This is a genomic window from Klebsiella sp. HMSC25G12 (assembly GCF_001807705.1).
GTDB lineage: Bacteria > Pseudomonadota > Gammaproteobacteria > Enterobacterales > Enterobacteriaceae > Klebsiella > Klebsiella variicola.
This window is the reverse complement of the sequence record NZ_KV789923.1, coordinates 19,163-41,978: the sequence shown is the minus strand read 5'-3', so window position 1 is coordinate 41,978 and position 22,816 is coordinate 19,163. Positions and strand designations below refer to the sequence as shown.

Genomic DNA, 22,816 nt, shown 5'->3' with positions numbered 1-22,816 from the left:
AATAAGTATGGAAATTATTCTTGGCGTCGTGATGTTCACGCTGATTGTGCTGGTGCTGTCGGGGCTTATCCTGGCTGCGCGCTCAAAGCTGGTGAACGCGGGCGACGTGGTTATTGAGATCAATAACGAAGCGGATAAACAGATCCGCACCCCGGCGGGTGACAAACTGCTGAACACGCTGTCCAGCAACGGTATCTTCGTCTCTTCCGCCTGCGGCGGCGGCGGCTCCTGCGGCCAGTGTCGGGTGACCATCAAAGAAGGCGGCGGCGATATTCTGCCGACCGAGCTTTCGCATATCACCAAACGCGAAGCCAAAGAAGGGTGCCGCCTGGCCTGCCAGGTGGCGGTGAAGCAGAATATGAAAATTGAGCTGCCGGAAGAGATTTTCGGCGTGAAAAAATGGGAGTGCGAGGTTATCTCTAACGATAACAAAGCCACCTTCATTAAAGAGCTCAAATTACGGGTGCCTGATGGTGAAGCGGTGCCGTTCCGCGCCGGCGGCTATATTCAGATCGAATGCCCGTCGCATAAAGTGGCCTATGCCGACTTTGATATTCCTGATGAATATCGTTCAGACTGGGACAAATTCAATCTGTTCCGCTATGTCTCTGAGGTGAAAGAGCCGACCCTGCGCGCCTACTCGATGGCTAACTATCCGGAAGAGAAGGGCATCATTATGCTCAACGTGCGCATCGCCACGCCGCCGCCGAAGGTCCCGGATGCGCCGCCGGGGATCATGTCGTCCTATATCTGGTCGCTGAAGCCTGGCGATAAGGTGACGATTTCCGGGCCGTTCGGCGAGTTCTTTGCTAAAGAGACCGACGCTGAGATGGTGTTTATCGGCGGCGGCGCCGGCATGGCGCCGATGCGCTCGCATATCTTTGATCAGCTTAAGCGGCTGCACAGCACGCGCAAAATCAGCTTCTGGTACGGCGCCCGTTCGCTGCGCGAGATGTTCTACGATGATGAGTTCGAGCAGCTGGCGCGCGACAACCCTAACTTTACCTTCCACGTCGCGCTCTCCGATCCGCTGCCGGAAGATAACTGGACCGGGCATACGGGCTTTATCCATAATGTTCTGTATGAAAACTATCTGCGCGACCACCCGGCGCCGGAAGACTGCGAATTCTATATGTGCGGGCCGCCGGTGATGAACGCCGCGGTGATAAAAATGCTCAAAGACCTGGGCGTCGAAGATGAGAACATCATGCTCGACGACTTTGGAGGCTGACGATGCTGACGGTATTTGTCGCGACCTTTGTGATTTTTGCGCTGGTGATCCTCGGTATGTCGCTGGGCTACCTGGTGAAGCGCAAGAGCATTCAGGGCAGCTGCGGCGGGATCTCGTCGCTGGGGCTGGAGAAAGTCTGCGACTGTCCGGAACCGTGTGACGCGCGTAAGAAACGTCTCGCTCGCGCGGCGCAGCGTCAGCAGCGGCGTATTTTGTAATGCCCGGCGGCGCTGCGCATGCCGGACCTGCGGCTTCGGTTCTGTAGGCCGGGTCAGGCGCAGCCGCCACCCGGCATAAAGCGGCTCCGTGCCCGGTGGCGCTGCGCTTGCCGGGTCTGCTGCTTCGGTTCTGTAGGCCGGGTCAGGCGCAGCCGCCACCCGGCAACAACATGCCAGCAATGTGAGGCCGCTTTCGCGGCCTTTTTAGCCGTTGACTCCCTTACTGCCAGCTTTTCGCCTGTGCCGGAGAATCCACCATCACCCCGTCGGCGCCCAGCTCCTTCGCCGTGCGGTAGTCTTCCGCACTGTTGATGCCGAAGAAAATAATGTGCGCTTTGCCCTGTGAGCGGAAGCAATCCATCGCCTCTTTATCCCAGGTGAGCGTTGCCGGGGAGATCCCTTCGCCAAGGGTAAACTTCTCCACTACCTCCACCTTGCGCTTCAGCTCCAGCCCATACCACTGCTCGCCCTCGTGCTGGCTGCTCAGTTGACACTGGTGGCTGAGTGAAATAGTCGCAAGTTTAGTGCGAGTCTCGCTGCGGGTGACGAAGCGGGGAATAGCCGATGGCAGGGCGGCGATATAGCGGTCATCGGTGGAATAGACCCGCACGCGATCGAGGCTGTCGGTGGCTTTTAACACCGCCAGCAGGCGTTCGCCCATCACCGCCGGTTCGGCATCTGGAGATTTGATATCGATATAGAAAAAAGTGTGCGGCCACTGTTGCAGCACGCTTTGCAGGGTCGGGATCGTGGCCTGCTTACCGCGCCACGGGTGGCTGTCATCCCCCCATTTCCAGCCGACGTCGACTTTCGCCAGCTCGGCGGCGGTTAAGCTGGAGACCTTACCCTCGGCGTTGGTCAGGGCGGAGAGAGCGCTTGAACGATAGAGTACCGGTACGCCGTCGCGGCTTAACTGCACCGTGACCCAGATGGCCTCAGCGTGGTTCTCCAGCGCCAGTTTAATGGCCGGCAGGGTATTTTCCGGCGCATCGCCGGTACCGCCGCGGTGGGCAATCAGCTGTGGGTTAGCTAAAGCGCTGCTGGCGGCCAGCAGGCAAAGGGCGGTGAGTCGTTTCTTCATAATTGTATCTTTCAGATTAGTTGATTAACGTTATGAAAATAAACATGATTTATTGCACTTTTATGTTGTCAGCGTTTTTTTGACCACCGGAGTAAAAAAAGCATCAAACTGGCGCGCAGTTTTGCTATGCTGTATGGGTATACAGTGTTGAGTCTGACGATGCGTAAAATTATCCATGTCGATATGGACTGTTTCTTTGCAGCGGTGGAGATGCGCGACAACCCGGCGTTGCGTGATATCCCCCTCGCGATAGGCGGCAGTCGGGTACAGCGTGGCGTGATTAGTACCGCGAACTATCCTGCGCGTAAGTTTGGTGTGCGCAGCGCCATGCCGACGGCAACGGCGCTCAAGCTGTGCCCGCATCTCACGCTGCTTCCCGGCCGCTTCGATGCCTACAAAGAAGCCTCGAATCATATCCGCGAAATTTTCTCCCGCTATACCTCGCGCATTGAGCCGCTGTCGCTGGATGAAGCCTACCTTGACGTCAGCGACAGCGTGCATTGTCACGGGTCGGCCACTCTGATAGCTCAGGAGATCCGCCAGACCATCGAACGGGAGCTGCACCTCACCGCCTCGGCGGGCGTGGCGCCGGTGAAGTTTCTCGCTAAAATCGCTTCCGATATGAATAAACCCAACGGCCAGTTCGTTATCGCTCCCCATCAGGTGGCAGAGTTTGTGCGGGCGCTGCCGCTGGCGAAAATACCCGGTGTCGGAAAGGTGTCGGCGGCGAAGCTGGAAAATATGGGCCTGCGTACCTGTGGCGATGTGCAGAACAGCGATCTGGCCATGCTGCTCAAGCGCTTCGGTAAATTCGGTCGTATTCTGTGGGAGCGCAGCCACGGGATTGATGAGCGGGAAATCCATAACGATCGGCAACGTAAATCGGTGGGTGTGGAGCGGACGTTAGCGGAAGATATCCACGAATGGTCAGCGTGCGAAGCGATTATCGAAAATCTCTATCCCGAACTGGAGCGGCGGCTGGCGAAGGTCAAACCGGACCTGTTGATCGCCCGCCAGGGGATTAAACTGAAATTCAATGACTTCCAGCTGACCACTCAGGAGCACGTCTGGCCGCGGCTGAACAAAGAGGATCTGATTGCCACCGCCCACAAAGCCTGGGATGAGCGCCGCGGCGGACGGGGCGTGCGTCTGGTTGGGCTCCATGTGACGCTGCTCGATCCGCAGCTGGAAAGGCAGCTTTTATTAGGGATTTAACCATGCATATTCGTGCTTACCGCGACAGCGATTTGCCATTGCTCTGCCAGATCTTTCTGCGCGCGGTGCAGGAAACGGCGAGCCGGGACTATACCCCGGCGCAGATTGCGGCCTGGGCACAGGTGGATGAGACGCGCTGGCGACAAAAGCTGGCTGACTCAGTCGGGCGGGTAGCCGTGGTTAACAATCAACCGGTTGGCTTTATCACCGCCATCGGGACGCATATCGATTTGCTCTTTGTCTCGCCGGATCACGCCCGGCAGGGTATCGGCGGCGCGCTTATCGAGGCGCTCTGCGCTCAGTATCCTGCGCAAATCCTGACGGTGGACGCCAGCATTACCGCAAAGCCCTGTTTTACGGCCCATGGATTTAAAGTGGTGGCGGAGCAGCGGGTGGCGGCCCGTGGGGAGTGGTTTATTAACTACCGGATGGAAAAACGCGTGGCGCTAAGGTGATGCGGGGGAAAACCGGCGGCAGACTGCCGCCGGTGGTGGGGCTTATTTAGCCGGAATGGCTTTCAGCAGCTCGGTCAGCAGCGTCCAGTACTGGCCGACGCTCTCGATATGTACCTGCTCATCCGGGGAGTGCGGACCAGTAATGGTTGGCCCGATGGAGACCATGTCCATCTCCGGATACGGTTTTTTGAACAGACCGCATTCCAGACCGGCGTGGATGATCTGGATGTTCGGCGTCTTGTTGAACAGACGCTGGTAAGTCTCGCGCACCAGGTGCATTACCGGCGAGTTGGCGTCCGGCTGCCAGCCAGGGTAAGCGCCTTTGGCTTCGGTTTTCGCCCCCGCCAGTTTACCCAGAGAATCCAGCATGCTGACCACGTAGTCTTTGCCGCTGTCGATCAGCGAGCGGATCAGGCAGTGGATCTGCACGTTGTCATCGGTCATGGTGACGACGCCGACGTTCAGCGAAGTTTCCACTACGCCTTTCGCCACGTCAGAGTTGCGGATAACCCCGTTCGGCGTGGCGTTCAGCAGGCGGATGAAACCGTCGCGGGAAGCCTGCGTCAGCGCTGCTTTGTCGTTATCGACCGCTTCCAGGAGCACTACCAGGTTCTTCTCTTTGGCCTCCAGCTCGTTTTTCAGCAGCGCCTGGTAAGTATTCACCAGCGCTTTCAGCGCATCGGCTTTATCCGCGGCGACGGCGACGGTCGCGTATGCTTCGCGCGGGATGGCGTTGCGCAACGTACCGCCGTTGAAATCGACCAGACGCAAATCCAGCTCATCGGCGTGGCCGGCGAGGAAGCGCGACAGCAGCTTGTTGGCGTTACCCAGACCCAGGTGAATGTCACCGCCGGAGTGGCCGCCTTTCAGCCCTTTTAAGGTTACTTTAAAGCTCTGGAACCCGGCCGGAATCGCTTCTCGGGTCAGCGCCAGGTTAGAGGTGAAATCGATCCCGCCGGCGCAACCCATGTAGATTTCGCCTTCTTCTTCGGAGTCGGTATTGATCAGGATATCCGCCTGCAGCCAGTTGGCCTGCAGACCGAACGCGCCGTCCATACCGGCCTCTTCGGTCATGGTCAGCAGCACTTCCAGCGGACCGTGAGCGACGCTGTCGTCGGCCAGCACCGCCAGCGCGGACGCCATCCCGATGCCGTTATCCGCGCCCAGCGTGGTGCCGCGCGCTTTCACCCATTCGCCGTCAATGTACGGCTGGATCGGATCTTTGGCGAAGTCGTGGACGGTATCGTTGTTTTTCTGCGGCACCATATCGAGGTGCGCCTGCAGCGCTACCGGCTTGCGGTTTTCCATACCGGCAGTCGCGCCTTTACGAATCAGAATGTTGCCAACCTGGTCACGTTCCGCGTGTAAGCCTTTTTCTTTTGCCCAACCCATAATGTGCTCGGCGAGCTGTTCTTCGTGATAGGACGGGTGCGGGATGGAGCAAATCTTGGCAAAAATATCCCAAAGCGGCTGCGGGGATAGTTGAGACAGTTCAGACACGGTAAGTCTCCTTACAGACTCCTGCATACAGCGGTTGCAGGACGAGGGTTAGCGTTAAAATACACAACAAGCCCGGGCTTGCGCGATGGGGTTGAGAATACCACTTTCCACCGCCGCAGGTAGTGTAAACAACGCAAAAAGCGTTGCGCAAACCGCTTAACACTGGTTTTTAGTGCGTCAGATCTCTATAATCTCGCGCAACCATTTTCCCCCTCGAACATTATTTAAGCCGTATTACACAGGCTGGGACACTTCACATGAGCGAAAAATACGTCGTCACCTGGGACATGTTGCAGATTCACGCCCGCAAACTGGCCAGCCGTCTGCTGCCGGTTGAGCAATGGAAAGGCATTATTGCCGTCAGCCGCGGTGGACTGGTACCGGGAGCCTTACTGGCGCGTGAACTGGGCATTCGTCATGTTGATACCGTATGCATCTCCAGCTACGACCATGATAACCAGCGCGAGCTGAAAGTGCTGAAACGCGCGGAAGGCGATGGCGAAGGCTTTATCGTTATCGACGATCTGGTGGATACCGGCGGTACCGCCGTGGCGATCCGCGAAATGTATCCAAAAGCACACTTTGTCACCATTTTCGCCAAGCCGGCAGGCCGCCCGCTGGTGGACGATTACGTTGTGGATATTCCGCAGGACACCTGGATTGAACAGCCGTGGGATATGGGCGTGGTGTTTGTACCGCCTATCGCAGGTCGTTAATTCTTCAGGACAGTGCTATTTACCACGCCCGGCTTGCCGGGCGTGGTTTTTTTTATCCTTTAGCAGGTTACAATAACAGGAGTGGCACTACGACGGAGGCTGCACATGTCACAGGCTAACCTCAGCGAAACGCTGTTTAAACCCCGCTTCAAACATCCCGAAACCTCTACGCTGGTGCGTCGGTTTTCCGCCGGAAAACCGCAGGCGATGCAGTCGGCGCTGAGCGGCAATCACGTCGATCACTGGTACCGTCTGATCAACCGTTTGATGTGGATCTGGCGCGGCGTGACCCCGCAGGAGATCCTCGATGTGCAAGCGCGCATTGTGATGAGCGAGGCCGAACGAACGGATCCAGAACTGTTCGATACCGTTATCGGCTATCGCGGCGGCAACTGGATCTTTGAGTGGGCGAAAGAGGCCATGCAGTGGCAGCAAAAGGCCGGGCAGGAAGCCGATCCTTTGCTGAGCGGCCGCCACTGGTTGCATGCATCGAACCTGTATAGCATTGCCGCTTATCCGCATATTAAAGGCGATGAGCTGGCCGAACAGGCGCAGGCTTTAGCCAACCGGGCGTATGAAGAGGCCGCCCAGCGGCTGCCGGGCTCGCTGCGCGAACTGGAGTTCACCATTCCTGGCGGTTCGCCAATAACCGGCTTTTTGCATATGCCAAAAGGCGATGGGCCGTTTCCGACGGTGCTGATGTGCGGGGGCCTGGACTCACTGCAGACGGATTATTACAACCTGTATGAGAACTACTTCTCACCGCTCGGTATTGCCATGCTGACGATCGATATGCCTTCCATCGGCTTCTCGTCAAAATGGACGCTGAATCAGGACACCAGCCTGCTGCACCAGCACGCGCTGCGCCATCTGGAAAATGTACCGTGGGTCGATCATACCCGGGTCGCGGCCTTTGGCTTCCGCTTTGGCGCCAATATCGCGGTCCGTCTGGGTTACCTGGAGCCGCAGCGGCTGAAGGCTGTGGCGTGTCTGGGCCCGGTCGTTCATGGTCTGCTGGTGGATCCCCTGCATCAGGGGCGCGTGCCGGAGATGTATCTTGACGTGCTGGCCTCGCGGCTGGGTATGCATGACGCGTCCGATGAAGCGCTGCGCGTGGAGCTCAACCGCTACTCGTTAAAAACACAGGGACTGCTGGGGCGCCGTTGCCCGACGCCGATGCTTTCCGGCTTCTGGAAGGACGATCCGTTCAGCCCCGAAGAAGAGTCGCGGTTAATCACTTCGTCATCTGCCGATGGCAAACTGCTGGAGATCCCGTTTAACCCGGTGTATCGCAATTTTGATCACGCATTGCGACAGATCGCCCGCTGGATCAATCATAGATTTGGTTAATTTATTGCTAAATTCTATTGGTTTGGTAAAACAGTTGCATCACTAAAGGAGATCGCAATGACGTTACCGAGTGGACACCTGAAAAGTAAGTTGATCAAGAAATTCACGGCGCTAGGGCCTTACATTCGCGAAGAGCAGTGCCATGACAACCGTTTCTTTTTCGATTGCCTGGCAGTTTGCGTCAATGTTAAGCCCGCACCGGAGAAGCGTGAATTCTGGGGCTGGTGGATGGAAATGGAAGCACAAGAGTCACGTTTCACCTACAGCTACCAGTTTGGCCTGTTCAATAAAGAAGGTTCATGGCAGGCGGTCGACATTGACGACCCGGAAGTGAGCGACAGACTGGAAAAAACGCTACGCGAGTTCCACGAGCGCGCGGCAGCGCTGCTGACCACCTTTAATCTGAAGCTGGAACCGGCCGACGATTTCAGCGAGCCGGTTCGCCTGCGGGCCTGATTGATCTACGGATACGATTTCTCCACGCCCGTGCGGCGTGGAGGAGCGTGCCGCCATACCCGTAATTTCAACCCCACCATCTGACTCACCCTGCCTGCGGCGACAGCTTGCCAGCCATCGCCTGTTGAATAATCGGGATAGGGGTCAGTAAGTGCTCGCGCATCAGCGCGCTGGCTCGTTCGGCATCGCGCGCCAGAATGGCGTCCAGCAGGGTCTGGTGTTGAACATGTTTGTCTTCCAGCATCTCCACCGACAGCACGGTGGTGCGCAGCCAGATGAAACGGTAGCGCGCCGCCAGATCGAACAGCCTTTCGCGCATCTGCAGCAGATACTGGGAGCCGCAGCCGGCGACGATGGCGGTGTGAAACGCCTGATGGCGCTGGTCCCATTCATCGAGTAAGCGCTCACTGGCGTCACAGGACTCCAGCTTGTTGAGCAGATGGGCGCGGGCCAGCAGCTCGGCTTCCCACTCGTCGCCGCCGCGTTCGATGGCGAGGCGCACCAGCATGGCTTCCATATTGGCGCGCGCGTCGAAGATATCGAGAAGCTCCTGCTCCGACATGGGCGCCACCCGATAGCCTTTCTGATTAACCACCGTCACCAGCCTTTCCGCCACCAGCTGCGAGAGCGCCTCCCGCAGCGGCCCGACGCCGAGCTCATAGCGCGACGTCAACAGGCTCATCCGCAGCTTCTCATCGGGTTGGTAGACCCCGCGGATGATGTCGTTTTTCAGCCAACGGTACCCGTCAATGGCCGTCGCCTGGGGAATGGCGGTCATGTTCTTACTCCTGAATACTCTTCCCGGCGGGCGCCGGGAACAGGGTTAACGCGTATTTTGCAGCGGCAGTTTTTGCCACAATACCAGCTTTTTCCAGCGCGACATAATCGGGACTGTACAAATAATTCCCAATGCTAACAGGCCGGTAGAGATCACCTCCAGCTGCTGCGCCGGACGGAACAGCATCACCACCAGCACGAAGGTGATAAAGGCGATCACCAGCCAGGTCAGGTACGGATAGAGCCACATTCTCAGACGGATCTCGCCGCCTTGCGCCTGAAGGATTTTGCGCATCCGCAGTTGTGAAACGGCGATCACCAGATAGACCAGCAGGGCGATGGCGCCAGAGCTGTCGATGAGGAATTTAAACACCTTCGCGGGGGCATAGTAGTTCACCACCACGGTGAGGAACGCCGCGCCGGTGGAGAGCAGCACCGCCACGTACGGAGTTTTGCTGCGGTTGGTCCGGCCCATGATGGCCGGCGCATCGCCGCGACGGCTCAGGGAGTAGAGCATCCGCGAGGCGGTATACAGCGCCGAGTTCAGACAGCTGGTGACCGACAGGAGGATCACGCCGTCCATAATCAGCTTCGCGTAGGGAATATGCAGCAGCTCGAGCACCGAGCGGTAGGAACCGATGCTCTTCAGCCCCGGCATATTCCATGGGATGAGGGCGACGACGATAAAGATCGAGCACAGATAAAAAATAGAGATACGCCAGATCACCGAGTTGGTGGCGCGGACGATGTGTTTATCCGGCGTGTCCGATTCGGCGGCGGCAATGGTGACGATCTCCGCGCCCATAAAGGAGAACATGGTGATCAGCATCGCGCTCAGCACCGCGCCGAAGCCGTTCGGCATAAAGCCGCCGTGGTCCCACAGCCGCGAAATGCCGCTGACCTCGGCATAGGGATAAAAACCGGTAATGGCGACCGCGCCCAGTACGATAAACGCCAGAATAGCGATCACTTTGCACAGCGCCAGCCAGAACTCGAATTCACCGTAGTTCTTGACGCTCAGCAGGTTACTGCCGGTGAGGGCGAGAGTGATGACCAGGGAGAACAACCACACAGGGACGCCCGGCACCCACGAATGCAGAATAATCGCCGCGATATTGGCTTCCAGCGGAATAACCAGTACCCAGAACCACCAGTACAGCCAGCCGATGGTATACCCCGCCCAGCGGCCGATGGCTTTGTCGGCGTAGGTGGAAAAGGAGCCAGTATCCGGCGTGGCGACGGCCATTTCGGCCAGCATACGCATAATCATCACCACCAGCAGCCCGGCAAACAGATAGGCCAGCAGCACCGCCGGGCCCGCTTCGGCAATGGCGACGCTGGAGCCGACAAATAAACTCGCGCCGATCACCCCGGCGATAGATAACATCGTGACGTGGCGCGACTTCAGTCCCGCCCCTAAATCCTGTGATTGCGACAGTTGCCCCATCATTTACCCTCTCGAAGTGTGTCACCTGGGAGAGCGCCCCGACATTCCCGCGCCGGGGCACGCGTATTATTGTTGTTTTGCAGGTCTCGTCTTCATTCCCTTACGAACGTACTTCGCTTCCGCATGTATTCTGTTCTATGCCTGTTTCTCTATGCCTGTTTCGCCTCGGTAAAGCAGTCGGCGATGATCTTGAGACCCTGCTCGATCTGCGCCTCTTCAATGGTCAGCGGCACCAGGATGCGCAGCACGTTGTAGTACGGCCCGCAGGAGAGCAGGATCAGGCCTTTGTCGCGGGCACGGGCGACGATATCCGCCGTCAGCCTGGCGTTAGGCTTGCTGCGGTCGCCCTTTTCAAACAGCTCAATGGCGATCATCGCCCCCAGGCCGCGAACGTCACCGATCTCCGGATGATCTTCTGCAATCGCCAGCAGGCCCTGGCGCAGGGTGTCGCCGAGTTGGTTGGCTTTTTCCAGCAGGTTCTCCTGCTCGAAAATCTGTAATACCGCCAGGGCAGCGGCGCAGGCGATGGGGTTGCCAGCGTAGGTGCCGCCGAGTCCGCCGGGGGCGATGGCATCCATCACCTCCGCCCGCCCGGTGACGCCCGCCAGCGGGAAACCGCCGGCGATGGATTTGGCGAAGGTGGTGATATCTGCCGCCACGCCCATCTGCTCCATGGCGAACAGCGTGCCGGTACGGCCCGCGCCGCTCTGGACCTCATCGGCGATGAGCATAATGCCGTGTTCGTCGCACAGGGCGCGCAGGCGCTGCATAAAGGCCGGGGAGGCGGCATAGAATCCGCCTTCACCCTGCACCGGCTCGATAATGATGGCGGCGATATCTTCCGGCGCAGCATCGTTTTTGAAGATGCGATGGATGCTGGCGATCGCCTCGTCATCGCTGACGCCGTGCAGCGCGCACGGGTAGAGGGCGCGATAGACGTGGCCCGGCATTAACCCCATACCGGCGGAGTACGGGTTCACTTTCCCGGTTAGCGACAGGGTGTAATGGGTACGGCCGTGATAGGCGCCGGTGAAGGCGATGGTACCGCTGCGCCCGGTTGCCGCGCGGGCGATTTTCACCGCGTTCTCCACCGCTTCCGACCCGGTGGTGACCAGCAGGGTTTTCTTGGCGAAATCACCGGGCACCTTCTGGTTCATCTTTTCGCACAGCGCCAGATAGGGCTCGTAGGCCAGTACCTGGAAGCAGGTATGAGATAGCTTTTTCAGCTGGTCTTCGACGGCGGCGACAACCTGCGGATGCAGATGGCCGGTATTGAGCACCGCGATACCGCCGGCAAAATCGAGATATTCCCGGCCTTCGACGTCCCACACCCGGCAGTTCTCCGCGCGTTCGGCGAAGATAGGGTGGATCTGGCCGACGCCGCGCGGGACCGCATCGCTGCGACGCGCCATCATTGCTTTATTGCTGTTCATCCATCGCTCCTGTTAAAGGCCAATACACATATATTTGATTTCTAAGTAATCTTCGATGCCGTACTTCGACCCTTCGCGGCCGAGGCCGGAGGCCTTGACGCCGCCGAACGGGGCGACTTCGGTGGAGATAATGCCGGTGTTAATCCCGATAATGCCGTATTCCAGCGCTTCGCCGACGCGGAAGACGCGGCTCAGATCGCGGGCGTAGAAATAGGCGGCGAGGCCGAATTCGGTATCGTTGGCCTGGGCAATGACGTCGGCTTCATCCTTAAAGCGGAACAGCGGCGCCAGCGGGCCGAAGGTCTCCTCTTTCGCCACTTTGGCGCTGTCGGGAACGTTGACCAGGATGGTCGGCTGGAAGAAGTTGCCGCCCAGGGCGTGCGGTTTGCCGCCGGTGACGACTTTCGCGCCTTTGGCGATGGCGTCGGCAATATGTTCTTCAACTTTGGCGACGGCTTTCTCGTCAATCAGCGGGCCGGTGGTGACGCCATCCTGCAGGCCGTCGCCGATGCGCAGTTTTTCCACCGCCTGCTGCAGTTTTTCAGCGAAACGGTCATACACCCCGTCCTGGACGTACAGCCGGTTGGCGCAGACGCAGGTCTGCCCGGCGTTGCGGAACTTCGACGCCAGCGCCCCCTCGACGGCTTTATCGAGGTCGGCATCATCAAAGACGATAAACGGCGCGTTGCCGCCCAGCTCCAGGGAGACTTTTTTGATGTCTTTCGCGCACTGCTCCATCAGCTGGCGGCCAATCTCGGTCGAGCCGGTAAAGGAGAGCTTGCGCACCAGCGGGTTGCTGGTCAGTTCGCCGCCGACGGCCCCGGCGGAACCGGTGACCACGTTGAACACCCCGGCGGGGATCCCGGCGCGATTGGCCAGTTCGGCCAGCGCCAGCGCTGAAAACGGCGTCTGGCTGGCCGGTTTCAGGACCATGGTGCAGCCGGCGGCCAGCGCCGGGCCCGCTTTGCGGGTGATCATCGCCGCCGGGAAGTTCCACGGGGTGATGGCGGCGGTAACGCCGATGGGCTGCTTAATCACCAGCAGGCGCTTGTCGGCCTGATGGCCGGGAATGGTATCGCCGTAAATGCGCTTACCTTCTTCGGCGAACCACTCAATAAAGGAGGCGGCGTAGCTGATTTCGCCTTTGGCTTCCGCCAGCGGTTTTCCCTGCTCGAGGGTCATCAGGCGGGCGAGATCGTCCTGATTCTCCATCATAAGATCGAACCAGCGGCGCAGAATATTCGCCCGCTCTTTGGCGGTCAGGGCACGCCAGGCGGGAAGGGCGCGATTGGCGGCTTCAATTGCTTCGCGGGTTTCGTCGGCGCCCATTTTCGGCACACTGCCGAGCTGCTCGCCGTTGGCCGGGTTGGTCACCGCAATCACATCGCCGTTGGGCGCATCGCGCCACTGACCATCGATCAGCGCCTGCTGGCGAAACAGTGTCATATCGTTGAGTTGCATAATCGCTTCCTGTCTTAAGGGGGTTAACGGATAAAAGCGGCGTGTAGTGTCTCCACGCTACGTGCCGCACGCAGCGTGCGTCCGGGATTGCTCTGGCTTTCCAGCAGGGTCTGCACCTTGCTGACGATGTGCGCGCCGATCGGGATAGCGGAGGTGGCCGCCGGCGATGGCGCATTGCAGGTATGTATCGAACGCGCGGTGGTGACGAAGAGAAAATCGTCGATCAGTTTGCCCTGCGGCGATACCGCCTGCGCCCGCACGCCGGCGGGCCACGGGCGTAAATCGCTCAGCGTCAGGCTCGGGCAGTATTTCTGCACCAGCCGCAGATAGCCGCTTCTGCACAGCGAATTCTTCATTTCGCCCAGTCCGGAGCGCAGGTTGTTTTGCAGTACCCGGCGGATGCCGGGCGAGGTGAGGATCTCCAGGGTATCGGCCAGCGAGATATCGCGCTTGCGGTAGCCTTCGCGCTTCAGAGCCAGCACGGCGTTGGGGCCGACGGTGACGCTGCCGTCGATCATGCGGGTCAGGTGGACGCCGAGGAACGGCATCGCCGGATCGGGGATCGGATAGATCAGATGGTTGACGATCTGGTTGTGCTGCGGCGCCAATTGAAAATATTCGCCGCGGAACGGGCAGATGATAAAGCCGGGATCGACGCCGAGCATTTTCACCAGCCGATCGGCCATCAAGCCCGAACAGGCGATCAGCGTCGAGGCCTCATATTCTCCGCCCTGGCGGGTGCGGATCACCACGCCGCTGGCATGTTCTTTCAGGGCACTGACTTCGGCGTCGTAGACGATCGTTCCGCCTTTTGATTCGAAGATCTTCGCCATTGCCGCCGCCACGTCGCGGTAGCTGACGATGCCGCTGGAAGGGACGAAGATCCCGCCGAGCCCGGTAATGTTCGGTTCGCGCTCGCGTAGCTCCCCGGCGCTTAGCCACTCGCGCTGCAGGCCGTTGGCGGCGGTGCGATCCCACAGGGCGCGCATCCGCTCCATCTCCAGCGGCGAGGTGGCGACCAGCATTTTGCCGCAGACGTCATAGCGGATGCCGTTCTGCTCGCAAAACGCTTTGGTGGCGCGGTTGCCGGCGAGGCAAAACTGCGCCTTGAGGCTGCCGGGGGTGTAATACACCCCGGCGTGGATCACGCCGCTGTTGTGGCCAGTCTGATGGCAGGCCGGACCGGTCTCTTTTTCCAGCAGCGCAATGCGGGCGTCCGGGTAAATCTCAATTAACTGCATGGCGGTCGACATGCCGATGATGCCGCCGCCGATAATCACGAAATCATACATCCGCTCAATTCCTTCGCCTGAGAACCCTTATTGATGAGTCTGGTAATGATTCGTGGAATACGCAAAGTAGCCGCGCTGGCGCATCAGTTCGCGGCGCAGGTCCGGGTGCGGCGTAAACCGGTCGCGGCCGTGCAGCCAGAACAGGTTGTTAATCAGCAGGAATTTGCCCACCGGCACCGGTATTGAAAGGATGTTTTTGCTGGTTTCCAGCGCGTCGGAAAGGCGGCTCAGCCAGGTGCCTTCTTCGAAATCTTTCGGCTGGACGAACTGGTCGATATAGCGCATTACCGGACGGCCCAGCGAATCGACGTCGAACACCGGGTGGAAAACATCCTTGCTGACGTTTTTGCTCGGCGGCGCGGCCCAGCGCATTGGGCGGCGAGCCAGCGGGTCGCGGAAAAATTCGTCGAGATGCTCCCAGTCGTCGAGATGCAGCAGCAGGGAATTACCGCCCTGCATGTTCTGCTCGTCGATCTTCATCATTAACACGTAGTCGGTTTGCTCTTCGACGTAGGTGCCGTCGTTGTGCAGCTCCATCACCCGGTGCGGCTGGCGCAGGTAGCTGTCGGAGTTATCGACATTTTTCACCACAAAGCGAGCGTAATACTGACCGCTCATGGCGTCGAAGTTGGAACGGCCAATCAGATGGGCGACGGCGGTGGCCAGCTTGACCATCTCCTCGGCCTGGCTGACGTTATCGATCCCTTCGCCGTTGATCAGCAGCGCGCCTTCCGCACGATCGAGCAATGTTTTGATCAGCAACGGCTGCAGCTGATTGCCGCACAGATCGTCGAGGATCTTGCCGACCTGGAAGCGTAAGAAAGATTTGTATTCCAGCGCCTGCACCGGCCACTGCGCGACCTGCTGCAGGAACTGCGTGGTTGTTTCGGCGGAAAAGGTGAGCTCCAGCAGGCGCGGCGACTGTGCGGAAGGGGCAATGGAAAAGCCCGGATATGGCTGGGCTAACGGCGCGGGTGTCGGTTTTACTGCGGTCAGGGCGTTCATCAGGATCGTTCCTCGCTGTAATGTCAGGGTGATGTTCATTTCGTAGCCATAAATTAAAAATATCTACATTTTTATAAAATGCGTACGAAATGGCCTTTTTGTTTCTATTTTGTGATCTGACAACAATTATTTAACAATGCGGGAGGGAGATAAGGTGGTGGTTAACCTTGAGGAACAGAGCGGGTGGCGGAAAGCGCAAAATGCGGGGGAGGCTGAGGGTAAATCGTAATACCGGTCACAGTTTTTAATCTGCGCCATACCCTTATGAACTGAGGGTGTTAGTATTCAGCGCGTTAATACCTTTCAATGCTTACCGAGGCTTCGATGCTGGAGAATGTCATTATCAGATAATCAGTTCCCCGACCTGCCCAGGCCGGACTGATTATCGCTGCGCTTAAACCTTACGCACACACCTGCGGGTGTAGGCATGTTTTCGCACATGATAATGAACAGGTTTCAGTATGAATTTATCCCGTCAGGAACAACGGACCTTACACGTTCTCGCCAAAGGTGGCCGTATTGCGCACGTCCGCGATACCTCCGGCCGCATTACCGCCGTCGAATGCTACACCCGGGAAGGGCTGTTGCTGAACGACTGCACCCTCGCGGTCTTCAAAAAGCTCAAAACCAAAAAGCTGATTAAGTCGGTGAACGGCCAGCCGTACCGGATCAACACCACTGGTTTGAATAACGTTCGCGCGCAGGCGGACAACCGCTGATACAGCGACCCGGGCAGGGTCGCTGCCCGGGCGTATGGCTCTCAAGGAGAAACACCCATGATCGATATCCCTCGCATTTTTACTATCAGTGAAAGCGAACACCGTATTCATAACCCTTTTACCCCGGAAAAGTACGCCACCCTGGGACGGGCGCTGCGGATGGCGCCGGGCACCGCTATTCTTGACCTTGGCAGCGGCTCCGGCGAGATGCTCTGTAGCTGGGCGCGCGATCATCAGATCGTCGGCACCGGCGTGGACATGAGCCTGCTGTTCAGCCAGCAGGCGACCGCCCGTGCAGAAGCGCTCGGGGTAAGCGACCGGGTAACCTTTGTGCACCAGGATGCCAGCGGATATGTCGCCAGCCAGCCGTGCGATATTGCCGCCTGCGTGGGGGCCACGTGGATCGGCGGCGGGGTGGCAGGCACAATCGAGCTGCTGAAGCAGAGCCTTATCCCAGGCGGCATGTTGCTTATCGGCGAGCCATGGTGGCGCAAACGTCCGGCCACGGCAGAAGAGGCGATTGCCTGCGGCGCGCAGTCACCCGATGACTTCCTGACGCTACCGGCGCTGGTCGCCCACTTTGGTGAACTGGGCTATGACGTGGTGGAGATGGTGCTGGCCGACCAGGAGGGCTGGGATCGTTATGAAGCGGCGAAATGGCTGACGATGCGCCGCTGGCTGGAGGCCAATCCGCACGATGACTTCGCGCCGGAGGTTCGCCAGCAGTTGACCACCGCGCCGCTGCACCATGTCACCTGGACCCGGGAATATCTCGGCTGGGGCGTGTTTGTCCTGATGGCGCGTTAACCGGTATGTCGGTAGCGTCAGGAGGCGCTACCGACCATCTTCAGACCTTCAGTTCGTCGTAGCTGACCATGACGTGCTGGCGAAAGGCAGGCCGTTCGGTTAGCCGTGCATAGTAAGCCGCCAGATGGGGGAGGGAATGACGGGTGATGTCGATGGCAAAGTAGCGGTACAGCACATGGCCAAACTGGATGTCGGCCAGGGTGAACGTATCGCCCACCAGATAGCGACTGCTGGCGAGACGTGCCTCGGCAATCGCCAGCTTTTGCTCCAGGGCCGTCACCGCCGCGGCGATGGCCTGCGGATCCCGCTCGGCGGCGGGCGTGCGCACCACGCGCCAGAACACTGGCGCCGTAAAGCCGAGGGCAATATTCTGCTTTGACCACTCGGCCCAGCGATCAACCTCAGTGCGGGCCAGCAGATCGCCCGGCCAGAAGGCGTCATCGGCGTAGCGATTGGCTAAATAGCGAAGGATAGCGCCCGTTTCCCACAGCGGCGGATTATCGCCATCCTGCAGCACTGGCACCGTGCGATTGGGATTGAGCTGATAAAACGCCTCGCTGTCGGTACCACCATAGCGATGCCCCACGTCGAACCGGAGATAGTCCAGCCCAAGCTCGCCAACACACCACATCAGCGCCTGCACGTTAGAGGAGGTTTTTCGGCCCCAGATGGTCAGCATTGAGATCTCCAGAGAACAGGGAAAGAAGGAGCATAGCAGGTTGGGTTGAAAACGTGAGGGGGAAAAGACGGGTGGTATAGCGGTGTATATGGTGTGGGGACGCATGTTATCCCCTTGCGATAACGCGAATTCATCCCTACAAAGGTATAATGACCATCAATATGGCGCTTGTATAAAATAATGCAGCAATCATCTTTGAACGAGAATAAGGCGAGGGAGTGGAAACGTTAGTTATTCTGGCCGTAGTCGTATGGATACTTTTCAAGCTGGTACAAAAGGTTACGAGCAAACTCTATCCTCAAGACTCGGTGAAGGTACAGGAGAAGCCCGACACGACACCAGCGACGGATGCCTGGGGAAATTACCCTAAAGCTGAAGGGCATGTCGTTTTATTCGAACAGTTCCGACGTGAGCAGGCGCAGCGGCAGCAAGCTGCTAAAGAGGCTGAGACATTCTACCGCTCAAGGGAGTGGCGGCGTTTACGTTACCAGGCGTTCCAGCGCTACGGCAATAAATGTTGCGTATGCGGGCGCGGCGCCAGTGACGGGATGGTGATGCACGTTGATCATATAAAACCGCGTTCTCTTTACCCGCATTTAGCCCTCGATATTGCCAATCTGCAAATCATGTGCAACGAGTGCAACGTCAGTAAGGGCAACAGAGATGAGGTTGCGTGGCAATAATAAGGACAGGTTAGCGGCTATGTGCAATTCCCCTGGTATTAAAATGTTCGTAACGAACAAATAAGCAAGTCTTGACGGAATGAATCCGCAATGACGCTTTTATTTCGTTACAGCAGCTCATTGGTGAATTCCTTCATCACCGCATTTGTCGGTAGCGCCATTTGCCTTGCGTTAGTCCTGCTCATTTTCAATAAAGTGAGATGACTGCCAGTGGCTGGAGATCAATGATGCGGGATACTTACCTAACGACGGGCTGTTACCTTATCGAACGTTCAAGGAAAATACAGGAGGGATAACGGGCAACTTACTCCGTATCACGACGCTATCGCCTCCCTTATTTCTTATTGATGCAACGGTTGGTCACAGGCCGCGAGTATGGATTCATGCATCGCTTCGGAAAGTGTCGGATGCGCAAAGATCATCGACAGGAGACTTTCATCTGTGGCCTCCAGGTGACGGGCGATACCAAACCCCTGGATCTGTTCCGTGACCTGTGCGCCAACCATATGCGCGCCCAGCAATTCACCCGTTTCAGCATCGAAAATGGTCTTCACAAAACCCTCCGTCTCACCGCTGGCCAGCGCCTTACCATTGCTCTGATAAGAGAACTTACCGATCCTGACGGGCCGTCCCCTGGCCAGGGCCGTCGATTCCGTCAGGCCCAGACTGGCAACCTGAGGCCGGGAATAAGTGCAACCGGGCACATAGTCGCGATCAAACGGGTGGGTGCCTTCGACACCAGCCAGTGTCTCAATGCAGATCACGCCTTCGTGGCTGGCCTTGTGCGCCAGACACGGCGGGCCGGCTACATCGCCGATGGCATAAAGCCCAAATACGTTAGTGCGACAAGCCGCGTCCGACTTGATAAAACCGCGGTCTAACTCGACGCCCAGTGCTTCCAGCCCCAGATCTTCAATATTAGGCTGTACGCCAACCGCCAGCAGCACGCGTTCGACTTCCAGGAAAGATTCGGCGCTCGTATTTTTCATTGTACAGCGCACCCCGGTATCGGTGAGCTGTACTTGCGTTACCTGGGTCTGGGTATGGACCTGAATCCCGCGCTTTTCGAATGACTTACGCACCGCCGCTGACACTTCGGCATCTTCCACGGGCAAAATCTGCGACGCTAGCTCGACCAGCGTCACTTTACAGCCCAGATCGTTATAAAGGCTGGCGAACTCGACGCCAATCGCGCCTGAACCGATGATTAATAGCGACCTGGGCAATCGCTTAGGCTGTAGTGCCTCGTAATAGGTCCAGATATATTCGCCATCTGGCTCTATGCCTGGCAATGCGCGTGGTCGGGCGCCCGTGGCCAGGATCACGTGATCGGCCCGGTAATCGTGCGCTTCCCCCCGGGCATCCGCTACCGTTATTTGTCCCTTACCGCGCAGCCGCGCGGTGCCATCAATCACCCTCACGCCATTTTTCTTCAACAGGTACTCAACCCCGCCGGTGAGCTGTTGCGAAACGGCACGGCTAAACTGCACCAGTTTCTGCAGATCGACATTCACCTCACCCACGCTGATGCCCAGCTGACTGGCATGGGTGATACTGTGCGCGACCTCAGCGCCATGCAACAGCGCCTTGGTTGGAATGCATCCCCAGTTCAGGCAGATGCCGCCCAGATGTTGTTTTTCCACTAAGGCGGTACGAAGACCTAGCTGGCCGGCACGGATGGCGGCCACATACCCCCCAGGCCCCCCGCCGATGATCAGCACATCGTAATTATCGTGCATAGCTCGTCTCCTGGATAAACATCAGGGTAGGGGTTTCAGTCAGTCGCTTGAGTTCCTGGAGAAAAGCTGCACCTGCTGCCCCATCGATGACCCGGTGATCGCAGGATAGCGATACCGTCAGTTGGTGGCGCGCGACGATTTGCCCGTCGCGTACTACCGCCCGCATCTCGCCGGTGCCAATGGCGAGGATTGCGCTTTGCGGCGGATTGATGATGGCGTCAAACTGCCGGATGCCGAGCATCCCCAGATTTGACACGCTAAAGGTCCCGCCCTGGAACTCTTCCGGCTTCAGCGTGCCCGCTTTGGCCCTGGTCACCAGGGCGTGAATTTCGGCCGATATGTCGCTGATCGATTTCCGGTTCGCCGAGCGAACAATGGGGGTAATTAGCCCGTCAGGCAGCGCAACAGCCACCGAAATATCGGCATCCGCAAAGCGGCGGATACTTTGTGTCGCTTCATCAAACTGGATGTTGACGTCTGGCACGGCCACCAGCGCCAGGGCACAGGCTTTCACCAGCAGGTCGTTAACCGAAATCTTGACACCGGGTACTTCGCGGTTAATTTCCTGACGAAACGCTAACAGTCGTTCCAGATCGAGATCGACACTCAAACGGAAATGGGGAGACTGTTGCTTGGAGGTTTGCAGGCGAGAAGCGATAGCCCGCCGCATACCGGACATGGGGATGCTCTCAAAGGGTGCCGGGGCACTCTCCTGCACAGGGCTGGTCTGCGGGTGCCCGTCGAGCAACAACGCCGCAGCCAGCACATCATCACGACTCACCCGACCACGTGAACCACTGCTTCGGCAGTCATGCAAGTTGATACCCAGTTTGCCGGCCAGACGGCGCGCCAGCGGGGTGGCCGATACCTGGCTATCATCGGCATGCGAGCGGGGCGCTTTGCTGCGACGAACGGGGGGCATCGGAGAGGCCAGGCGACCGCCGGCGGCAACGATCGCACTTTCCAGATCAGAAACAGAGATACGATCCCCGCGTCCGCTGCCGCGGACCTTTTTCAGGTCGACACCCCAGCGGGCAGACAGTCGTAACGCATGGGGCGTGGCATTAACCTGAGTCACATCGGTCACGCCTTGCAGACTGACGGGGATGACGGTCTGCCCAATAGGGGGCTCCGGACTGTTGGATGGCGGCGAAACAACGGAAGGTGGCTTAGCGCCTGCCTGTGCCGCTAGGTCCGGCGCGGCAGCCTCCGGGTCAGGGGCTGCGGGTTTCACCGTCGCCAGACTGGCAGCAAATTCGTCCAGTTCAGCATCGCTGACCGAAGCGTCAGCCACCAGAGCCAGCACGGCGCCAACCTGAAGCGTCTCACCCTCCCGGGCGATTATCCGGCGTAATGTACCGGCAAAAGGTGCCTCCAGCACATTGACGATTTTACTGGTTTCAATCTCACAGATTTCCTGCCCTCTGGTGAAATCGTCACCCTCCTGGATTGCCCATCGAGCGAGCAAGCCTTCCTCCATGGAAAGCCCCCACTTTGGCATTTCAAGCGTCTTGATTTCGCTCATAGGTTAATCCTCCAGCACTTGACGGACGGCGGCTTCGATACGTTCAACGCCAGGGATCCAGAGTTTTTCGAGAGCAGGGGAGAACGGGACCGGCGTGTGTGGCGGCGTCACCAGCAGAACGGGTGCTTTGAGGAAATGGAATGCCTGAGACGCAATCAGCGCCGCGACATCATGAGCAAAACCGAAGCGTGCAGCAGATTCGTCGACAATCACTACCCGCCCCGTGGAAGCCACCGATTCCAGAATACCTTCTTCATCCAGCGGTGAAATGGTTCGCGGGTCGACCACCTCGACCGAGATCCCCTCTCTGGCCAGTTTGTCCGCCACCTGGTTTGCTTTATGTACCATTGCCGACAACGCAATGATGGTGACGTCCTCTCCTTCGCGAGTGTAGTTGGCTAGACCTAGCGGGATGGTATAGATCTCGTCCGGTACCTCGCCCTTGAGGTCGTACAGCATTTTATGCTCGCAGAATACCACCGGGTCGTCGTCGCGAATGGACTGGATTAACAGACCCTTGACGTCATAAGGCGTCGAGGGCACCACCACTTTCAGTCCAGGCGTGGTGGCAAAGATATTATAGGGTGACTGTGAATGCTGGGCCGCGGCGGAAAACCCTGCGCCGATCATCCCTCGCATTACCAGCGGAGCTCTGGCTTTGCCACCAAACATGTAGCGGAACTTAGCCGCCTGGTTATAAAGTGCATCGTGACTCACACCAAAAAAATCCATGAACATCAATTCCGCGACTGGCCGCAGCCCCGTTGCTGCGGCGCCGGCCGCCATACCGATAATGGCCGACTCGGTAATGGGCGTGTCGATCACCCGATCGGAGCCGAACTGCGTCCACAGCCCTTTAGTGACACCCAGCACACCGCCAAAGGCTTCAATCTTCGCCTCTTCGGGCGCATTTCCGCCATGACCGCCACGCAAGTCTTCACCGATGAGTACCACGCGTTCATCGCGCTCCATTTCCTGAGCCAGGGCTTCCTTGACCGCTTCACGATAGGTTTTTATTGTCATGGTT

The 22,816-nt window shown here is 58.3% G+C and carries 22 protein-coding genes; 10 read left to right on the top strand and 12 right to left on the bottom strand.

Annotation, left to right across the window (positions count from 1 at the left end):
• Positions 1 to 7: 7 nt before the first annotated feature.
• Positions 8 to 1,231 carry an NADH:ubiquinone reductase (Na(+)-transporting) subunit F gene (gene nqrF, locus HMPREF3096_RS25060; protein WP_008805267.1) on the top strand — a complete coding sequence of 408 codons (1,224 nt, stop codon included), beginning with the start codon at positions 8 to 10 and terminating at the stop codon, positions 1,229 to 1,231.
• Between the two features lie 2 nt (positions 1,232 to 1,233).
• Complete coding sequence (nqrM, locus tag HMPREF3096_RS25055) at positions 1,234 to 1,449, top strand: (Na+)-NQR maturation NqrM (RefSeq protein ID WP_032729391.1); 216 nt, start codon at positions 1,234 to 1,236, stop codon at positions 1,447 to 1,449.
• Positions 1,450 to 1,669: 220 nt separating this feature from the next.
• Here the strand turns inward: nqrM and HMPREF3096_RS25050 are convergent, their stop codons facing one another.
• Entirely contained in the window at positions 1,670 to 2,530 is an 861-nt protein-coding gene (locus HMPREF3096_RS25050) for a glycerophosphodiester phosphodiesterase family protein (protein ID WP_032729392.1), read from the bottom strand.
• Positions 2,531 to 2,689: 159 nt separating this feature from the next.
• On the opposite strand from HMPREF3096_RS25050, the gene dinB reads away from it, so the two are divergent.
• Both dinB and HMPREF3096_RS25040 read left to right on the top strand, forming a co-directional pair.
• Entirely contained in the window at positions 2,690 to 3,745 is a 1,056-nt protein-coding gene (gene dinB / locus HMPREF3096_RS25045; RefSeq protein ID WP_008805269.1) for a DNA polymerase IV, read from the top strand.
• Between the two features lie 2 nt (positions 3,746 to 3,747).
• Positions 3,748 to 4,200 (top strand): GNAT family N-acetyltransferase, encoded by a 453-nt coding sequence (locus HMPREF3096_RS25040; RefSeq protein ID WP_012542788.1) that lies wholly within the window; start codon positions 3,748 to 3,750, stop codon positions 4,198 to 4,200.
• Between the two features lie 42 nt (positions 4,201 to 4,242).
• Here HMPREF3096_RS25040 and pepD read toward each other — a convergent pair whose 3' ends face one another.
• Positions 4,243 to 5,700 carry a cytosol nonspecific dipeptidase gene (gene pepD / locus HMPREF3096_RS25035; RefSeq protein ID WP_012968882.1) on the bottom strand — a complete coding sequence of 486 codons (1,458 nt, stop codon included), beginning with the start codon at positions 5,698 to 5,700 and terminating at the stop codon, positions 4,243 to 4,245.
• Positions 5,701 to 5,957: 257 nt separating this feature from the next.
• Between pepD and gpt the strand changes: the two genes are divergently transcribed.
• The 3 genes from gpt to crl all read left to right on the top strand — a co-directional run bounded on the left by gpt (position 5,958) and on the right by crl (position 8,222).
• Positions 5,958 to 6,416 (top strand): xanthine phosphoribosyltransferase, encoded by a 459-nt coding sequence (gpt, locus tag HMPREF3096_RS25030; RefSeq protein ID WP_002889733.1) that lies wholly within the window; start codon positions 5,958 to 5,960, stop codon positions 6,414 to 6,416.
• A gap of 105 nt (positions 6,417 to 6,521) precedes the next feature.
• A complete protein-coding gene (frsA, locus tag HMPREF3096_RS25025; protein ID WP_012542786.1) occupies positions 6,522 to 7,766 on the top strand; it encodes an esterase FrsA in 1,245 nt (414 codons plus the stop codon).
• 57 nt (positions 7,767 to 7,823) lie between these two features.
• Complete coding sequence (gene crl, locus HMPREF3096_RS25020; RefSeq protein WP_002889793.1) at positions 7,824 to 8,222, top strand: sigma factor-binding protein Crl; 399 nt, start codon at positions 7,824 to 7,826, stop codon at positions 8,220 to 8,222.
• An 85-nt stretch (positions 8,223 to 8,307) separates the two neighbouring features.
• On the opposite strand, the gene csiR is transcribed toward crl, so the two are convergent.
• From csiR to glaH, 6 genes are all read right to left on the bottom strand, one after another.
• On the bottom strand, positions 8,308 to 9,000 hold the full coding sequence (gene csiR, locus HMPREF3096_RS25015; protein WP_008805273.1) for a DNA-binding transcriptional regulator CsiR: 693 nt from the start codon (positions 8,998 to 9,000) through the stop codon (positions 8,308 to 8,310).
• A gap of 45 nt (positions 9,001 to 9,045) precedes the next feature.
• Positions 9,046 to 10,446 (bottom strand): GABA permease, encoded by a 1,401-nt coding sequence (gabP, locus tag HMPREF3096_RS25010; RefSeq protein ID WP_002889795.1) that lies wholly within the window; start codon positions 10,444 to 10,446, stop codon positions 9,046 to 9,048.
• A gap of 149 nt (positions 10,447 to 10,595) precedes the next feature.
• Positions 10,596 to 11,879, bottom strand: coding sequence for a 4-aminobutyrate--2-oxoglutarate transaminase (gene gabT, locus HMPREF3096_RS25005; RefSeq protein ID WP_032729395.1), 1,284 nt, complete (start codon positions 11,877 to 11,879; stop codon positions 10,596 to 10,598).
• Between the two features lie 12 nt (positions 11,880 to 11,891).
• Positions 11,892 to 13,340 (bottom strand): NADP-dependent succinate-semialdehyde dehydrogenase, encoded by a 1,449-nt coding sequence (gabD, locus tag HMPREF3096_RS25000; RefSeq protein WP_002889845.1) that lies wholly within the window; start codon positions 13,338 to 13,340, stop codon positions 11,892 to 11,894.
• 23 nt (positions 13,341 to 13,363) lie between these two features.
• Positions 13,364 to 14,632 carry an L-2-hydroxyglutarate oxidase gene (gene lhgO, locus HMPREF3096_RS24995; protein WP_032729397.1) on the bottom strand — a complete coding sequence of 423 codons (1,269 nt, stop codon included), beginning with the start codon at positions 14,630 to 14,632 and terminating at the stop codon, positions 13,364 to 13,366.
• Between the two features lie 27 nt (positions 14,633 to 14,659).
• Complete coding sequence (gene glaH / locus HMPREF3096_RS24990; RefSeq protein WP_012542782.1) at positions 14,660 to 15,637, bottom strand: glutarate dioxygenase GlaH; 978 nt, start codon at positions 15,635 to 15,637, stop codon at positions 14,660 to 14,662.
• 461 nt (positions 15,638 to 16,098) lie between these two features.
• Between glaH and HMPREF3096_RS24985 the strand changes: the two genes are divergently transcribed.
• Positions 16,099 to 16,356 carry a YjhX family toxin gene (locus HMPREF3096_RS24985; protein ID WP_008805277.1) on the top strand — a complete coding sequence of 86 codons (258 nt, stop codon included), beginning with the start codon at positions 16,099 to 16,101 and terminating at the stop codon, positions 16,354 to 16,356.
• 57 nt (positions 16,357 to 16,413) lie between these two features.
• Positions 16,414 to 17,163, top strand: coding sequence for an SAM-dependent methyltransferase (locus tag HMPREF3096_RS24980; protein ID WP_032729398.1), 750 nt, complete (start codon positions 16,414 to 16,416; stop codon positions 17,161 to 17,163).
• A gap of 40 nt (positions 17,164 to 17,203) precedes the next feature.
• Here HMPREF3096_RS24980 and HMPREF3096_RS24975 read toward each other — a convergent pair whose 3' ends face one another.
• On the bottom strand, positions 17,204 to 17,842 hold the full coding sequence (locus HMPREF3096_RS24975) for a glutathione S-transferase family protein (protein ID WP_032729399.1): 639 nt from the start codon (positions 17,840 to 17,842) through the stop codon (positions 17,204 to 17,206).
• A gap of 218 nt (positions 17,843 to 18,060) precedes the next feature.
• Here HMPREF3096_RS24975 and HMPREF3096_RS24970 point away from each other — a divergent pair, with 218 nt between their 5' ends.
• Positions 18,061 to 18,525, top strand: a complete 465-nt coding sequence (locus tag HMPREF3096_RS24970) for an HNH endonuclease (protein ID WP_004191854.1) — start codon at positions 18,061 to 18,063, stop codon at positions 18,523 to 18,525.
• 341 nt (positions 18,526 to 18,866) lie between these two features.
• Here the strand turns inward: HMPREF3096_RS24970 and lpdA are convergent, their stop codons facing one another.
• The 3 genes from lpdA to HMPREF3096_RS24955 are packed head-to-tail and all read right to left on the bottom strand — an operon-like array spanning position 18,867 to position 22,812.
• Positions 18,867 to 20,264 (bottom strand): dihydrolipoyl dehydrogenase, encoded by a 1,398-nt coding sequence (gene lpdA / locus HMPREF3096_RS24965; RefSeq protein ID WP_032729400.1) that lies wholly within the window; start codon positions 20,262 to 20,264, stop codon positions 18,867 to 18,869.
• Entirely contained in the window at positions 20,254 to 21,789 is a 1,536-nt protein-coding gene (locus HMPREF3096_RS24960; RefSeq protein ID WP_032729401.1) for a 2-oxo acid dehydrogenase subunit E2, read from the bottom strand. The genes lpdA and HMPREF3096_RS24960 overlap by 11 nt, the downstream gene beginning before the upstream one ends.
• A gap of 3 nt (positions 21,790 to 21,792) precedes the next feature.
• Positions 21,793 to 22,812, bottom strand: coding sequence for an alpha-ketoacid dehydrogenase subunit beta (locus HMPREF3096_RS24955; RefSeq protein WP_032729402.1), 1,020 nt, complete (start codon positions 22,810 to 22,812; stop codon positions 21,793 to 21,795).
• Positions 22,813 to 22,816: the final 4 nt, after the last annotated feature.

Coding starts and splice junctions, on each gene's coding strand:
- nqrF (WP_008805267.1), top strand. CDS start 8: ATGGAAATTATTCTTGGCGTCGTGATGTTCACGCTGATTGTGCTGGTG.
- nqrM (WP_032729391.1), top strand. CDS start 1,234: ATGCTGACGGTATTTGTCGCGACCTTTGTGATTTTTGCGCTGGTGATC.
- HMPREF3096_RS25050 (WP_032729392.1), bottom strand. CDS start 2,530: ATGAAGAAACGACTCACCGCCCTTTGCCTGCTGGCCGCCAGCAGCGCT.
- dinB (WP_008805269.1), top strand. CDS start 2,690: ATGCGTAAAATTATCCATGTCGATATGGACTGTTTCTTTGCAGCGGTG.
- HMPREF3096_RS25040 (WP_012542788.1), top strand. CDS start 3,748: ATGCATATTCGTGCTTACCGCGACAGCGATTTGCCATTGCTCTGCCAG.
- gpt (WP_002889733.1), top strand. CDS start 5,958: ATGAGCGAAAAATACGTCGTCACCTGGGACATGTTGCAGATTCACGCC.
- frsA (WP_012542786.1), top strand. CDS start 6,522: ATGTCACAGGCTAACCTCAGCGAAACGCTGTTTAAACCCCGCTTCAAA.
- crl (WP_002889793.1), top strand. CDS start 7,824: ATGACGTTACCGAGTGGACACCTGAAAAGTAAGTTGATCAAGAAATTC.
- csiR (WP_008805273.1), bottom strand. CDS start 9,000: ATGACCGCCATTCCCCAGGCGACGGCCATTGACGGGTACCGTTGGCTG.
- gabP (WP_002889795.1), bottom strand. CDS start 10,446: ATGGGGCAACTGTCGCAATCACAGGATTTAGGGGCGGGACTGAAGTCG.
- gabT (WP_032729395.1), bottom strand. CDS start 11,879: ATGAACAGCAATAAAGCAATGATGGCGCGTCGCAGCGATGCGGTCCCG.
- gabD (WP_002889845.1), bottom strand. CDS start 13,340: ATGCAACTCAACGATATGACACTGTTTCGCCAGCAGGCGCTGATCGAT.
- lhgO (WP_032729397.1), bottom strand. CDS start 14,632: ATGTATGATTTCGTGATTATCGGCGGCGGCATCATCGGCATGTCGACC.
- glaH (WP_012542782.1), bottom strand. CDS start 15,637: ATGAACGCCCTGACCGCAGTAAAACCGACACCCGCGCCGTTAGCCCAG.
- HMPREF3096_RS24985 (WP_008805277.1), top strand. CDS start 16,099: ATGAATTTATCCCGTCAGGAACAACGGACCTTACACGTTCTCGCCAAA.
- HMPREF3096_RS24980 (WP_032729398.1), top strand. CDS start 16,414: ATGATCGATATCCCTCGCATTTTTACTATCAGTGAAAGCGAACACCGT.
- HMPREF3096_RS24975 (WP_032729399.1), bottom strand. CDS start 17,842: ATGCTGACCATCTGGGGCCGAAAAACCTCCTCTAACGTGCAGGCGCTG.
- lpdA (WP_032729400.1), bottom strand. CDS start 20,264: ATGCACGATAATTACGATGTGCTGATCATCGGCGGGGGGCCTGGGGGG.
- HMPREF3096_RS24960 (WP_032729401.1), bottom strand. CDS start 21,789: ATGAGCGAAATCAAGACGCTTGAAATGCCAAAGTGGGGGCTTTCCATG.
- HMPREF3096_RS24955 (WP_032729402.1), bottom strand. CDS start 22,812: ATGACAATAAAAACCTATCGTGAAGCGGTCAAGGAAGCCCTGGCTCAG.